Origin of the sequence: Nocardia sp. CA-120079 (genome assembly GCF_050955745.1) — a bacterium.
Lineage (GTDB): Bacteria > Actinomycetota > Actinomycetes > Mycobacteriales > Mycobacteriaceae > Nocardia.
Genome location: NZ_CP192088.1, coordinates 7,451,970 through 7,465,357, shown reverse-complemented (window position 1 = coordinate 7,465,357; position 13,388 = coordinate 7,451,970). Strand labels below are relative to the sequence as shown.

The 13,388-nt window shown below is 65.6% G+C and carries 12 protein-coding genes; 10 read left to right on the top strand and 2 right to left on the bottom strand.

Annotated elements, in window-relative coordinates; all coding sequences use genetic code 11:
• Window positions 1–4: 4 nt before the first annotated feature.
• A complete protein-coding gene (locus ACQPYR_RS34585; protein ID WP_433623073.1) occupies window positions 5–1,804 on the top strand; it encodes a hypothetical protein in 1,800 nt (599 codons plus the stop codon).
• 253 nt (window positions 1,805–2,057) lie between these two features.
• Here ACQPYR_RS34585 and ACQPYR_RS34580 read toward each other — a convergent pair whose 3' ends face one another.
• Complete coding sequence (locus tag ACQPYR_RS34580; RefSeq protein WP_433623071.1) at window positions 2,058–2,342, bottom strand: hypothetical protein; 285 nt, start codon at window positions 2,340–2,342, stop codon at window positions 2,058–2,060.
• 104 nt (window positions 2,343–2,446) lie between these two features.
• Here ACQPYR_RS34580 and ACQPYR_RS34575 point away from each other — a divergent pair, with 104 nt between their 5' ends.
• Complete coding sequence (locus ACQPYR_RS34575) at window positions 2,447–4,435, top strand: glycoside hydrolase family 15 protein (protein WP_433623069.1); 1,989 nt, start codon at window positions 2,447–2,449, stop codon at window positions 4,433–4,435.
• A gap of 40 nt (window positions 4,436–4,475) precedes the next feature.
• On the opposite strand, the gene ACQPYR_RS34570 is transcribed toward ACQPYR_RS34575, so the two are convergent.
• On the bottom strand, window positions 4,476–5,546 hold the full coding sequence (locus tag ACQPYR_RS34570; RefSeq protein ID WP_433623067.1) for a M48 family metallopeptidase: 1,071 nt from the start codon (window positions 5,544–5,546) through the stop codon (window positions 4,476–4,478).
• 106 nt (window positions 5,547–5,652) lie between these two features.
• Between ACQPYR_RS34570 and ACQPYR_RS34565 the strand changes: the two genes are divergently transcribed.
• The 8 genes from ACQPYR_RS34565 to ACQPYR_RS34530 all read left to right on the top strand — a co-directional run bounded on the left by ACQPYR_RS34565 (window position 5,653) and on the right by ACQPYR_RS34530 (window position 13,387).
• Window positions 5,653–5,742 (top strand): Ms4533A family Cys-rich leader peptide, encoded by a 90-nt coding sequence (locus ACQPYR_RS34565; RefSeq protein ID WP_387290907.1) that lies wholly within the window; start codon window positions 5,653–5,655, stop codon window positions 5,740–5,742.
• Window positions 5,743–5,906: 164 nt separating this feature from the next.
• Window positions 5,907–6,965 (top strand): sulfate ABC transporter substrate-binding protein, encoded by a 1,059-nt coding sequence (locus tag ACQPYR_RS34560; RefSeq protein ID WP_433623065.1) that lies wholly within the window; start codon window positions 5,907–5,909, stop codon window positions 6,963–6,965.
• Window positions 6,966–7,097: 132 nt separating this feature from the next.
• Window positions 7,098–7,898 carry a sulfate ABC transporter permease subunit CysT gene (gene cysT, locus ACQPYR_RS34555; RefSeq protein WP_157124980.1) on the top strand — a complete coding sequence of 267 codons (801 nt, stop codon included), beginning with the start codon at window positions 7,098–7,100 and terminating at the stop codon, window positions 7,896–7,898.
• Window positions 7,895–8,701 carry a sulfate ABC transporter permease subunit CysW gene (gene cysW, locus ACQPYR_RS34550; protein WP_062991326.1) on the top strand — a complete coding sequence of 269 codons (807 nt, stop codon included), beginning with the start codon at window positions 7,895–7,897 and terminating at the stop codon, window positions 8,699–8,701. Before cysT ends, cysW begins: the two co-directional genes overlap by 4 nt.
• On the top strand, window positions 8,698–9,693 hold the full coding sequence (locus ACQPYR_RS34545; RefSeq protein ID WP_063047837.1) for a sulfate/molybdate ABC transporter ATP-binding protein: 996 nt from the start codon (window positions 8,698–8,700) through the stop codon (window positions 9,691–9,693). Before cysW ends, ACQPYR_RS34545 begins: the two co-directional genes overlap by 4 nt.
• 225 nt (window positions 9,694–9,918) lie before the next feature.
• Complete coding sequence (locus ACQPYR_RS34540; protein ID WP_433623063.1) at window positions 9,919–10,629, top strand: hypothetical protein; 711 nt, start codon at window positions 9,919–9,921, stop codon at window positions 10,627–10,629.
• 513 nt (window positions 10,630–11,142) lie between these two features.
• Window positions 11,143–12,255: an Hsp70 family protein gene (locus ACQPYR_RS34535; protein WP_433623061.1), complete on the top strand. Its 1,113-nt coding sequence runs from the start codon at window positions 11,143–11,145 to the stop codon at window positions 12,253–12,255.
• 127 nt (window positions 12,256–12,382) lie between these two features.
• On the top strand, window positions 12,383–13,387 hold the full coding sequence (locus tag ACQPYR_RS34530; protein ID WP_433635319.1) for an AurF N-oxygenase family protein: 1,005 nt from the start codon (window positions 12,383–12,385) through the stop codon (window positions 13,385–13,387).
• The last annotated feature ends 1 nt before the right edge of the window (window position 13,388 follow it).

Here is a 13,388-nt window from a genome sequence, read left to right as displayed (position 1 = left end):
GCGGTTGTCTGCCGCAGCTGGGCTGGAGGCCGCCACGGTGAAACATCCGGCGGCGATGGCGCCAGTGATCGGAATTCTCGATCAACTGCAGGAGATGACCCGCTCCGTGGGGCGGCAAGACCTGGGTGGCCGACTGAGTATGGTCCGGGCCAGGGTCGGTGACACCCGGCTGCGCCTCGTGGTCGTCGGCGCCGCGAAGAACGGTATGAGCACCCTGGTCAACGGTCTGATCGGGGCGCGGGTGAGCGCAACCGAGAGTGCGCTGAGCGTTCCGGTGATCGCGGAGTTCGGGCCGGAGCCGACTGCCGTCCTGGTGAAATCGCTGGGCGCGGGCCGGATCGAACGCCAGCCCGTCGATCCGCTCGACCCCGGGCCCGCGCTGGCCGCCGACGGGGTGATCCGCGCCGAATTCACCGAGCCGAGCCCGCTGCTCGCCGAGGGCCTGGTCCTGATGGACGCACCAGGCGGCAACGGCGACGATCACACCACCTGGTCGATGATCGCCGCCGCGGATGCCGTGCTCTACGTCGGTGACGCCGGATCCGAGTTCAGCCCGGAACAGATCGGCTACCTCGAGCGCATCCAGCAGCTCTGTCCGACGGTCATCTGCGCGCTGAACAAGATCGACCTGCACCCGCACTGGCAGCACACCCAGCAGCGCAATCGTGAGCTATTGGACGCGGCCGGTCTCGGTTTCGCGGTGGCGCCGGTCTCCGCGCTGCTGCACCTGCAGGCGGGCAATTACCAGCGCGATATCGAATCCGGTGTGCCCCAACTGGTCGACCACCTGCGTGACTATGTGCTGGCAAGGGCCGACAGCCTGGTCCTGGAAGCCGCGGCCAACGACATCCGTCTGGTCGCCGACCACCTGGCGGTGACCCTGCGGACCGAGGCCGAGGCGCTGCGCGATCCGCGCCGCCGGGTGGAGATCACCGAACAACTCGTCGCCGCCCGCGACCAGGCCGACCAACTTCGGCAGCGCTCGGCCAATTGGCAGGTCACCCTCGGTGACGGCAGTACCGAGCTGATGGCCGATATCGAACACGACCTGCGGCATCGGCTGCGCAGTCTGGTGCGCGATGCCGAGGCCGAGATCGCCGCCACCGATCCGGCCCGCCGCTGGCAGGATTTCGGCGCGGATCTGGATGCGCGCATCTGCGAGGCCGTCGAAGAGAATTTCGTGGTGGCGCACTACCGGGCGGTGGAGCTGTCCGAACAGGTGGCCGCCAAATTCCCCGCCGATCACCGCACCCCGCCGCTACCGGACCTGCGCCTGGAAAATCCCGGTGAAGTGCTCGACCAGGTCGCGCCGCTGGATCCGCTGACCAGCGGGAAAGCCGGTGTGCTCGGCCAATTCCTGACCGTCATGCGCGGGTCCTACGGTGGTCTGCTCATGGTCGGTGTGCTCACCAGCCTGCTGAAAATGCCACTGGTGAACTGGTATTCGGCCGCCGCCGCGCTGCTGCTCGGCGCCAATGCGCTGTGGGACGACCGCAAGGTGCGCAAGCAGCGCCGTCAGGCCGAGGCCAAGGTTTCGGTGGCCAGACTCATGGACGATGTGATCTTCCAGGTCGGTAAGGAATCGCGAAATCGGTTGCGCGCCATGCAGCGCACGCTGCGCGATCACTTCACCGATATCGCCACCGATGTACTCCGCGCCGCCGACGAACGGTTGCGCGTCGCGGAGGTGGCCTACGGAAAATACGGCGATCGCCGCGAGGAACGCATCGCCGACCTGGATGTGCAACTCGGCAGATTGCGCGGGCTGCGCGCCGAGGCCGATGGGATCAGCGCGGCCGCGTAAGCAAGTCGCGGCGCGGGCACGTCAGCAGGACGCAGGGTGCCGCATAAGCAGATCGCGGTGTGGCCGCATCGGTAGGACCGTACGCAATCCAGAGCTCGATGCGGGCTGTGTTCAGTCGAGCGTCGGCGAGCCCGTCCCAAGATCGGCTGAGTAAGCGACCGGTGCGGACGACTCGGCTAGCGGGTGACGAGCCAGGCGATGACGACGAGCACGAGCAGGGCGATCAAGGCGAGCTGAACGCGGGAACGCGGCATCAACGTGCCCCGCTCTGCGCGGTCTCGCGCACCACCGGTGGTGCGATCGGCTCGGGCATCAGGGCGGGCTCGCGGCCCACGACATCCTCTGCGGTGAGTGCCGTCGAGGTCGCGCGATTACGGCCGAGCAGTTGCAGCGAGACCCGCAGCAGTCGGTCCAGCAGGTAGGCGATGGCGAAGCTGACCGGAACCATGCCGACCAACACCACGATGAACTGCGGGATAAACGGCAATCCCGCGACCCACAGCTCGAAGCCGTCCCACCACCCTGCAATCTGATGCACGGCACCAGCCTAGCCGTGTTGAATTCGCCGCGCCGTCGGCACCGCGTGGCGGCCGGGTTTCGGCGCGCGGTGGACGACACGGGCAGACGGACCGAAGATGAGGTATGGCGTCTTCCGATGATCTGACCGTAGAAGAACCTGCCGACCTGCCCGTGCTCAGTCAGCTGAGTGACGTGCGTCAGCATGCCACCTATCCGCCGATCGACGATTACGCATTCCTGTCCGATTGTGAGACCAGCTGTCTGATCGCCAGCAATGGCGGCGTCGAGTGGATGTGCGTGCCACGGCCGGATTCGCCCAGCATCTTCGGGGCGATGCTCGATCGCAGTGCCGGTCATTTCCGGATCGGCCCGTACGGGGTCAATGTGCCCGCGGCGCGACGGTATCTGCCCGGCGGCATGATCCTGGAGACCACCTGGCAGTCCGAGACCGGCTGGCTGATCGTGCGCGACGCATTGGTACTCGGCCCCTGGCACAACAACGATCAGCGCAGCAAGACGCACCGCCGCACGCCGATGGACTGGGACGCCGAGCACGTCCTGCTGCGCACGGTGAAGTGCGTGAACGGCACGGTCGAGTTGGAGATGAGCTGTGAACCCGCCTTCGATTACCACCGCGCCCCGGCCCGCTGGGAGTACACCGGCAAGGTGTATGAGGAGGCCACCGCGGTGCGCACCACCGACCCGAGCGTGGGCCCGACGCTGGTGCTGACCACCGATCTGCGGCTCGGACTCGAGGGCCGCGAGGCCCGCGCGAGGACCAGGATGAAGGAGGGCGACGAGGTGTTCGTCGCGCTGACCTGGTCAGAACTGCCCGCACCGCGCACCTTCGCAGAGGCGGCGCAGAAGATGTGGCAGACCACCGAATGCTGGCGGCAGTGGATCACCCTCGGCGATTTCCCGGATCATCCGTGGCGCAACTACTTACAGCGCAGCGCGCTCACGCTCAAGGGACTCACCTACGCGCCGACGGGTGCGCTGATGGCCGCGGCAACCACTTCGCTGCCGGAAACCCCTGGCGGCCAACGCAATTGGGACTACCGCTATACTTGGGTGCGCGATTCCAGCTTCGCACTGTGGGGCTTGTACACCCTCGGTCTGGACCGCGAGGCCAATGATTTCTTCGCCTTCCTCAGGGACGCCACCACCGGCGACAACGGCGAACCCGTTCCGCTGCAAGTGCTCTACGGCATCGGCGGCGAACGCGACCTCACCGAGAGCACGCTCGACGATCTGACCGGCTACGACGGCGCGAAACCCGTGCGCATCGGTAACGGCGCGTACAACCAGGACCAGCACGATATCTGGGGCACCATGCTCGACGCGGTGTACCTGCACGTGAAATCCCGGCAACAGGTGCCGGAGTCGCTGTGGCCGCTGCTGGAGCGCCAGGTTCAGGCGGCCATCGCGCACTGGCAGGAGCCCGACCGCGGCATCTGGGAAGTGCGCGGTGAGCCACAGCATTTCACCTCATCGAAAGTAATGTGCTGGGTGGCACTGGACCGCGGTGCGAAACTGGCCGAACTGCACGGCGCGAACGAGCGGGCCACCGAGTGGTACACCATCGCCGACCAGATCAAGGCCGATATCCTCACCAACGGCGTGAATGCCGACGGTGTCTTCACCCAGACCTACGGCGGCGACACCCTGGACGCCTCACTGCTGCTGGTGGTGCTGAACCGCTTCCTTCCGCCCACCGACCATCGGGTACGCGCCACCGTGCTCTCGATCGCCGACCGGCTCACCGAGAACGGCCTGGTGCTGCGCTACCGGACCGAAACCACCGACGACGGACTGACCGGCGCGGAGGGCACCTTCACCATCTGCTCGTTCTGGCTGGTGTCCGCACTGGTGGAGATCGGCGAAGTGCAGCGGGCCCGGCACCTGTGCGAGCGGCTGCTCGGCTATGCGAGTCCGCTGCGGCTGTATGCCGAGGAGATCGATTCGCGCAGCGGACGTCATCTCGGCAATTTCCCGCAGGCCTTCACCCATCTGGCGCTGATCAATGCGGTGACGCACGTGATCAGGGCCGAGCAGTCACATACCTCCGGCGCGTTCCAGCCGGCACACACACCGGCGAGTCACCCCGCCTGAGGCCGTGGGGCGGGGGGAGTCGACGGGGTCGAAGCCGGAGTTATTCGTCGGATTCCCGATCGGCCCCGCTGCGCCAGTCATTGAAACGCTTGCCGATCTTGGAGACGGTCTCGCCGACCTCCTGACCGACCGTGCTCACCGCGGATCCGACATCGCGCCCGAGATTGCGCACGGTGCGGATCAGCGGATCCTCGGACTGGTCGAAGTTCGTCCGATAGGTGCGCGCGGCCTCCTTGATCTCATCGCTGATCTTGGTGTGCTTATCGTGTTCGCGGCGTGGGTAGTCGCCGCCGAGCATCCGGTTGTATTCGCCGGATTGGATCCAGCGGCGCAGTTCGGCGGCTCGTAGCACCGAGAACGGATGGCTCTGCAGTTCCAGATTGAGCAGCTTCAGCACCCCGTCGCGCAGATCGCCGGAGCGCTCGTAGTCATCGGCCTGCTGCAGGAACGCGCCGTGATTCATCTCCTTGATCCAGGTGCCGCCCGCGGTCTTCATATGCACCCGCACCGACGCCTCGACGTCCTGACCGCACAGCAGTCCGGCCCGGTCGCCGGACAACTCGGACTTGCGGCTCCACTCCATCAGTGCGGCAACGATCGCGCGCAGTGCCCAGCCGCCGACCGGCATCCAGCCCAGATTGGCCGAAATGCGGAGTAGATGCATGAGCATGGTGCGGTATACCGCATGCCCGGATAGCGCGTGCCCGAGTTCGTGACCGACGACGAAGCGCAGTTCCTCGGTGTCCATCAGATCGATCAGCCCGGTCGTCAGCACGATGAACGGCTGGTCCATGCCGATCGTGAAGGCATTCACGTGCGGGCTCTGCAAGACGAACATCTCGGGTGTGATGCGCGCGTCCAGGACTTCCACGCAGTCCTGACGCAACTGGTGCAGCGAACGGAACTGCCGCTCGTCCACCCGGACCGCGGTCGCGAGGTAAAGCAACCGGTGCTGGCGTTCCTGCAGCAATCCCGACAAGGTGCGCAAAACGGTATCGAACCCGGCGAGCGAGCGCAGCGTCACCAACGCGGTGCGGTCGGCGGGATGCTCCCACGCGCGAGTGCTGATATCGGGGAACCGGGTGCGTATGCGGTCCGGGCTGGTAGTCATGGGATGAAACCCCCCTCTTCCAGGAACTTTGCCGGTTTTTGCCGCCTGCAAGCGGATAGCTAGCGTTGATTCGAACTGGTGACGTTTCCTCTGATACAGTCTGCCCGTGTCTTCGATTGTCGTCCCGCAGGTCCGCCATGAATTGGCGTTGATCGCTGTCGGCAATCTCGCGGTCGCGGACATTCTCTGTCGCTGATCGGCGCCCGGCGCTGCTGCGCACCCATCTTTATCTAGACTGGCGCGCAAACTTTTCGCAGCAGTGTCCGTCCCCCCGACCTTCGGTCGACAAGTCGCGCCGCAGTTCTACCGCCGCGACAACTAGTCCATGTCGCGGCGGAGCATATAGGAAAGGTTCCACCCATGTCACCCAGGTCCTTGCTCCTCGGATCCTCCCGATCGCACCGTCGCCCGGTGATCGCCGCGCTAACGGCCGTCGCCGCCGTCGTGCTCACCGCGTGCGGTGGTGGAGCGAGTGACACCGCGGGCGGTGGCGGCGCCGACGGCAGCGGCGGCACCCTCAACCTCTACGCCTACGCGGTCCCGAAGCCCGGCTTCGACAAGGTCGTCCCGGAGTTCAACAAGACCGATAAGGGCAAGGGCGTCCAGATCAACGGCTCCTACGGCGCGTCGGGCGATCAGTCCCGCAAGGTCAAGGACGGCGCCGAGGCCGATATCGTCAACTTCTCCGTCGAGCCCGATATCACCCGCCTGGTCGACGCCGGTCTGGTCGACCCGAGCTGGAATGCCGACGCCACCAAGGGAATTCCGTTCGGCTCGGTCGTCGCGATCGTGGTGCGCAAGGGCAATCCGAAGGGCATCAAGGACTGGGACGATCTGCTCAAGCCGGGCGTCCAGGTCGTCACCCCGAACCCGTTCAGCTCGGGCTCGGCCAAGTGGAATCTGCTCGCGCCGTATGCGGCCAAGAGCGACGGCGGCAAGAACCCGCAGGCGGGTCTGGATTACCTGAGCCAGCTCATTTCCAAGGAGCATGTGCAGGTGCAGCCGAAGTCGGGCCGCGAGGCCACCGAGACCTTCCTGCAGGGCACCGGTGACGTGCTGCTGAGCTACGAGAACGAGGCGATCTTCTCCGAGCGCAACGGCGACCAGATCGAGCACATCGTGCCGCCGACCACCTTCAAGATCGAGAACCCGGTCGCGGTACTGAAGAACAGCAAGCATCTGGACACGGCGAACGCCTTCCGCGACTTCCTGTTCACCACCGCGGGCCAAAAGGCGTGGGCCTCCGCCGGATTCCGCCCGGTCGATCCGAAGGTGGCCGCCGACTACGCCAAGGACTTCCCGACTCCGCAGAAGCTGTGGACCATCGCCGATCTCGGTGGCTGGAAGACCGTCGACAAGGAGCTGTTCACCGCGAACACCGGCTCCGTCGCGGTCATCTACGACAAGGCCACCAAGTAATTCGGTGATCTGAAACACACGGGATACTGGACGATCGTGACTGACAGCAGCAGCGCCGGGATCGGGCATGCGCCCGCTCCCGGCGGCTCCGAAGACGCCACACCCAAGGCCGCAGGTCGGACCTGGTCGTGGTTGCGGGTAACCGGTTCGGTGGGTCCGCTCGGCATCGCCACCGCGGTGCTCTGGCTCAGCATCATCGTGCTGCTACCGCTGGCCGCGCTGACGGTCACCTCATTCGATGACGGCTGGTCGGGGTTCTGGGATGCCATCACCGCACCCGCGGCCATCGACTCGCTGCGCATCACGGTGCTCGTCTCCGTGGTGGTGGCGGTCATCAATGTGGTGATGGGCACGCTGATCGCCTGGGTGCTGGTCCGCGACCAGTTCCCGGGCAAGAGCATCGTCAACGCGCTCATCGACCTACCGTTCGCGCTACCGACGATCGTCGCGAGCATCGTGCTGCTGTCGCTCTACGGACCGCAGAGTCCGATCGATATCCACCTCAACGCCACCCAGCCCGGCTTGGTGGTGGCACTGGCCTTCGTCACGCTGCCGTTCGTGGTGCGCTCGGTGCAGCCGGTGCTCATCGAGGCCGACCGGGAGGTCGAGCAGGCCGCGCTGTCCCTCGGCGCGGACAACTGGACCACCTTCCGCCGCATCGTCTTGCCGACCCTCGCGCCCGCGATCATCAGCGGCGGCGGCCTCGCCTTCGCCCGCGCCATCGGCGAATACGGTTCGGTGGTGCTGATCGGTGGCGCCATTCCGCGTAAGACCGAAATGGCTTCGCAGTACATCCAGAAGCAGATCGAGATCGATCGGCCGGTGAATGCGGCGGCGGTGTCGGTCGCACTGCTGGTCATCTCGTTCGCGACGCTGCTGGTGCTGCGGCTGTGGGCCGAGCGCACGGCGCGCAAGGAGGAGGAGGCGCGATGAATCTGTCTTGGCCGACTCGTATTTCGCTGCGCGTGGTCGCGCTCGGCTACCTGTTCATCCTGCTGGTGCTGCCGCTGATCATCATTCTGTGGCGCACCTTCGAGAAGGGGATCGGCGCGTTCATCGACTCGATCTCCACCCCCGCGGCGATCTCGGCATTCCAGCTGTCGATCCTCATCGTGGCGATCGTGGTGCCGGTGAATGTCATCTTCGGCATCGTCACCGCGATCGCCCTGGTGCGCGGCAAGTTCCCGGGCCGCACGCTGGTGCAGGGCATCGTGGATCTGCCCTTCGCGGTCTCGCCGGTCGTGGTCGGTGTCGCACTGATCCTGCTGTGGGGTGCCGACGGCTGGTTCGGCGGACTCGAAGACGTCGGCTTCAAGGTGATCTTCAATCTGCCCGGCATGGTGATCGCGACGATCTTCGTCACGCTGCCGTTCGTGGTGCGCGAGGTCGAGCCGGTGCTGCACGAGATCGGCGACGATCAGGAGCAGGCCGCGGCCACCCTCGGCGCGTCCCGCTGGCAGACGTTCTGGCGGATCACCCTGCCCGCGATCCGCTGGGGCCTGACCTACGGTGTCGTGCTGACCGTCGCGCGTGCGCTCGGCGAATTCGGCGCGGTGATCATGGTGTCCTCCGCGCTGCCGGGTAAATCGCAGACGCTGACCCTGCTCGTACACGGTCGATACATCAACGACCACAACACCTTCGGCGCCTACGCCGCCGCGACCCTGCTGATGGGCCTTGCCCTCGTAGTCCTCCTGTTGATGACCCTCCTCGAACGTAAGCGGGGCACCAAGTGATCACCGTGACCAATGCGAAGAAGAACTACGGTTCCTTCGCTGCCCTGGACGATGTCAGCATCGAGATCCCGTCGGGGGAACTGACCGCCCTGCTCGGCCCGTCCGGCTCGGGCAAGTCGACGCTGCTGCGTTCGATCGCGGGCCTGGAATCGCTGGACTCCGGCGTCGTCGCCATCGCGGGCAACGATGTCACCCACATACCGCCGCAGAAGCGCGATATCGGCTTCGTATTCCAGCATTACGCCGCGTTCAAGCATATGACCGTGCGCGATAACGTGGCCTTCGGACTCAAGATCCGCAAGCGTCCCAAGAGCGAAATCGCCAAGCGCGTAGACGAATTGCTCGGCATCGTCGGCCTCGACGGCTTCCAGCACCGCTACCCGGCTCAGCTCTCCGGCGGTCAGCGTCAGCGCATGGCACTGGCTCGCGCGCTCGCGGTCGACCCGCAGGTGCTGCTGCTCGACGAGCCGTTCGGCGCGCTCGATGCCAAGGTGCGCGCCGATCTGCGCACCTGGCTGCGCCGGCTGCACGAGGAGGTCCACGTGACCACCGTGCTGGTCACTCACGACCAGGAGGAGGCGCTCGACGTCGCCGACCGGATCGCGGTGATGAACAAGGGCCGCATCGAACAGGTCGGCAGCCCGGAGGACGTCTACGACCGGCCCGCCAACGAATTCGTGATGTCGTTCCTCGGTGCGGTGGCCCGGCTCAACGGACATCTGGTGCGTCCGCACGATATTCGCGTCGGCCGCGATGCCAGCATGGCGTTGGCGAAGGACGAGGGGACCGCGGAATCGGCGGGCGTCACCCGCGCCACCGTGGAACGCGTTGTGCACCTCGGATTCGAGGTGCGCGTCGAGTTGCGCAATGCCGCCACCGGCGATCTCTTCGCCGCGCAGGTGACCCGCGGTGACGCCGAGGCGCTGCAGCTCAGCGACGGGGAAACCGTCTACGCCCGCGCCACCCGTATTCCGGAACTGCCTGCGGGATAAGCGCGAATTCGACTCCGCTTTATGGCTGCGGATTCCGCATTTGCGAAATCCGTGGCCATTCCTGGCGTGTCGAAACCGAACTCCGGTTTCCACGTCATATTGTGCTGAATGCGAAACACCCGCTAGTGGGTTCCGGTGAATTATCGGAACGTAATCCGATGTGAGCATTCGCAATGGTCGTCGAACGCGGCCCGTATGCGGGCGGCGGGAAGTTGAACGATCACCATGTCGATTCGAAGACAGATATTTCTGGCGCTGGCCGTTGCCGGCGTCGCGGTGCTGATCCAATCCGGCCCGGCGATCGCCGCACCACCACCCGGAACGCCTGCAGTACGCGCACCGGATGGCCCGGTTATCACCGAGATTCCCGCGGACTCGCCCGAAGTGGCCGCAATCGGTCCGGAATCGGTGGGGAAGCCGATCCCGAACTCATATGTCGGTCTCACTCCGGCACAGTTGATACCGCGCGGAATCGAGGGCGAGCAACGGCATTTCACGCCGAATCCGGAGCAATGGGACAACGCGCGAACGATTGTCGAAGTGGTCCTGCGTCGTGATCTGCCCGCCTATGCGGCGGTGGTCGCGCTGGCCACCGCAATGCAGGAATCGTTGTTGCGCAACGTGACCGCGGCGGTCGATCACGACTCGCTCGGGGTGTTCCAGCAGCGGCCGTCCGTCGGCTGGGGCACGCCTGAGCAACTCACCGATCCGCGGTACGCGACCGATCGATTCCTGGACGCACTGCTGGTCCACGCGCCTGATTACCAGGCGATGCCGCTGTGGCAGGCGGCGCAGGCCGCGCAGCGCTCTGGCTTTCCGATGGCGTATGCGCGGTGGCAGGAGCAGGCCGCGCAGATGGTGTCGCGATTGTTCGGACCACGGCAGGGACCGGTGCGGCGGGCGGCGAGTGCCCAAGCAGTGCTGGGCTGTTGCTGATGAGTTGCCAATGGGTGTAGTGGTTTTGATTTCCCGCACTGGAATCGCTCGCGAATTCCGGTGCGGGAAATCGGAACTCGTTGCTGGATCGGTCCATCCGCGTGGCGGCGGACTGGTCGGTTTCGACAGGGCTCGGGATCGGCTTGTTGTGACCTGTTCGGCACCCTCGATTGCGGGGCGATTGGTGGCTATTTTCGCATGTGAGAACATGTATCGGAAGCCGGGGTGACGAGCTGGCTGCCTGCTGGCAAACAGCAACAGGGCATCGTTGAATCCCGGCGCGCCGTAAAAAGATCCGGCCGAGAAATCGTCGCGTCAGCTCCCGTGCCAGGTGGGCCGGGATCGGCGCTATGGCTATGCAACCTGTGTCAGTGGCGGCGGCATGCGGACAACCGTGTGTCCGGTGGTTGGCAGGCCGATCGCGGAGTGGTTGCGTGAACAAGGTTCGAAGCAAATCGGCTCGGCGATCAGAGGATTGCGATGGCGGTTGGTCTCGGTTTGAGCATAGGCACGGTGAACACGGTTTCCGCTCTGGCGGAGGAGGGTTCGGCCAAGGCTCCACCCGGTCGCCGCTCCGCCGCCGAACGCTCGCGCGCGGTCACCCGCCGCACCACCCTCACCTTCGACAGCACCGGAATGGCCAGGGTCGGCATGATTCCGCGACACGGGCGCGCCATCACCGAATTCGCCGATCTGAGTCAACGCAAGACCAAGCAGGCCAGGGTAGGGCACCGCGCGCTGACCGCGGCCGATCTGATCGCGGTCGTCACGGATTGTCTGATCACCGAGGCGCGTCGCGATCGTCGTGCGGTCGATGCGGGGGTCACGCTGACGCATCCGGCGGGCTACACCGAGGGCCAGTTGGCGGAGTTGCGTGCGGCGCTGGACTCGATCGGCCTGAATCATGTCGCGCTGGTCGCCGAACCCGTCGCGGCGGCCACCTGGCTAGAGGTCGAACGCGGACCGTTGATGCCGGGCCTAGCCCTGGTCTATGACCTGGGTGGAGCAAGTCTCGATATCACCCTGGTGCGAGTCGGTGCGGGCTGTCCGCTCAATCCGATTGTCGGCGTACCGATCCGTTCGACGGAATTCGGCGGGCGGGCGTTCGGCGCGCTGGTCGCCGCGCGGGCCGGGAACGGGACCGTGCCCGCCTCCATCTCCGGCGCGGTCACCGGTGTCACCGCCGACGAATTGCGCACCATCCATATCCGATCGTCGCTGAAGCTGGTCTATCGCTGTCTGCGGATGGCGGATGTGACCATGGCCGATGTGGACTGTGTGCTGGTGGTCGGCGGCGCGGCCCGGCCGGTCGAGGTGGCCCAGGTGCTCGCCGGTGAACTGGCGCGTCCGGTGATCACGGCCCCGGATCCGGAACGCACGATCGCCGACGGCGCCGCCATCTTGGCGCGTCGCGCCGCCGCCGCGGACGAGGAGGTCACCGGACATCACCATCGGCGCAGACCGCGCAGAGCGAAGACGCGCGCTCTCTTACTTTCACGGCGCACCAAGCGCCGCTTGACCCGGGTGGCGATCGCGGCGGGGATGTCGGCCGCTGGAGTAGCGCTCGCGCTGGCGTTGCCCGCCGACACGGTGGTCGCGGGCTTGTCGCAACTCGGGCTGCGGTAAAGGCGGACCCGGCGGCACACCGCATCGTCGCCGGGAATGCCGATCATGGGCCAGGTTGACGTGACTCCTCGTAGGTGTAACTATGGGATACAGTAAATGTGTCCCACGAGGAGAGGCAGTGACGACGATGTCTACAGCCGTGACGCCCGCAGTCGATCCCGATCTGGCGAAGGCGCAGGAGTACGCCGCCAAGCTGCTGCTGCTCTCCGAAGGTTCGGTGAACAAGCACTTCGACCCCTTCGAGGACATCGACTGGGACAATCCGGATTTCGCCGCCGATGCCGGTGAAGAGCGCTGGGTGCTCCCGGTATCCGGCGATGCGCTCGGTCGCCACCCCTGGTACCAGGCGCTGCCGCTGGACCGGAAGATCGCGATCGGCAAGTACCGCCAAGCCAATGTCGCCAAGGTCGGTCTGCAGTTCGAATCCATTCTGATCAGCGGCATGGTGACGCACAGCTTCGGTCTGCCCAACGGTTCGCCCGAATTCCGTTACTGCTCCCACGAAATGATCGAGGAGCACAACCACACCCTGATGTTCCAAGAGATGGTCAACCGGATCGGCATCGACGTTCCCGGTATGGGCCCGCTCGTGCGCAAGTTCAAATACATCGGTGCGCCGGTGGCCGCCCTGTTCCCGAATCTGTTCTTCATGGCCGTGCTCGCGGGCGAGGAGCCGATCGACCACATCCAGAAGGCGATCCTGCGCTCGGGCGAGGACGTGCACCCGATCATGCGCGGCGTCATGGCGATTCACGTCGCCGAGGAGGCGCGCCACATCTCCTTCGCGCACGAATTCCTGAAGCAGCATGTGCCCGAGAAGAATGCGGCCAACAAATTGGTGCTCTCGATCGTCATGCCGATCGTCATGTTCATCCTCGGCCGCTCCATCTACACCCCGCCCCGGTCGTTCTTCAAGGAGTTCGATATCCCGGACGAGGTACGCAAAGAGCTGTTCTACGGTTCGAAGCAGGCCAAGCAGGAGTTCAGCGACTTCTTCGGCGATGTGCGCACGCTGGCCAATGACATCGGCCTGATGAACCCCATCGGCAAGGCGGTCTGGAAACTGCTGAATATCGACGGCCACACCAGCCGCTACCGCTCGGAGCCGTTGCGCACGGCCAAGGCCGGCTGAC

What these genes read in the sequence shown, in the direction of transcription:
- ACQPYR_RS34575 (WP_433623069.1), top strand. Translation starts at nt 2,447, where the DNA reads ATGGCGTCTTCCGATGATCTGACCGTAGAAGAACCTGCCGACCTGCCC.
- ACQPYR_RS34570 (WP_433623067.1), bottom strand. Translation starts at nt 5,546, where the DNA reads ATGACTACCAGCCCGGACCGCATACGCACCCGGTTCCCCGATATCAGC.
- ACQPYR_RS34560 (WP_433623065.1), top strand. Translation starts at nt 5,907, where the DNA reads ATGTCACCCAGGTCCTTGCTCCTCGGATCCTCCCGATCGCACCGTCGC.
- cysW (WP_062991326.1), top strand. Translation starts at nt 7,895, where the DNA reads ATGAATCTGTCTTGGCCGACTCGTATTTCGCTGCGCGTGGTCGCGCTC.
- ACQPYR_RS34540 (WP_433623063.1), top strand. Translation starts at nt 9,919, where the DNA reads ATGTCGATTCGAAGACAGATATTTCTGGCGCTGGCCGTTGCCGGCGTC.
- ACQPYR_RS34530 (WP_433635319.1), top strand. Translation starts at nt 12,383, where the DNA reads ATGTCTACAGCCGTGACGCCCGCAGTCGATCCCGATCTGGCGAAGGCG.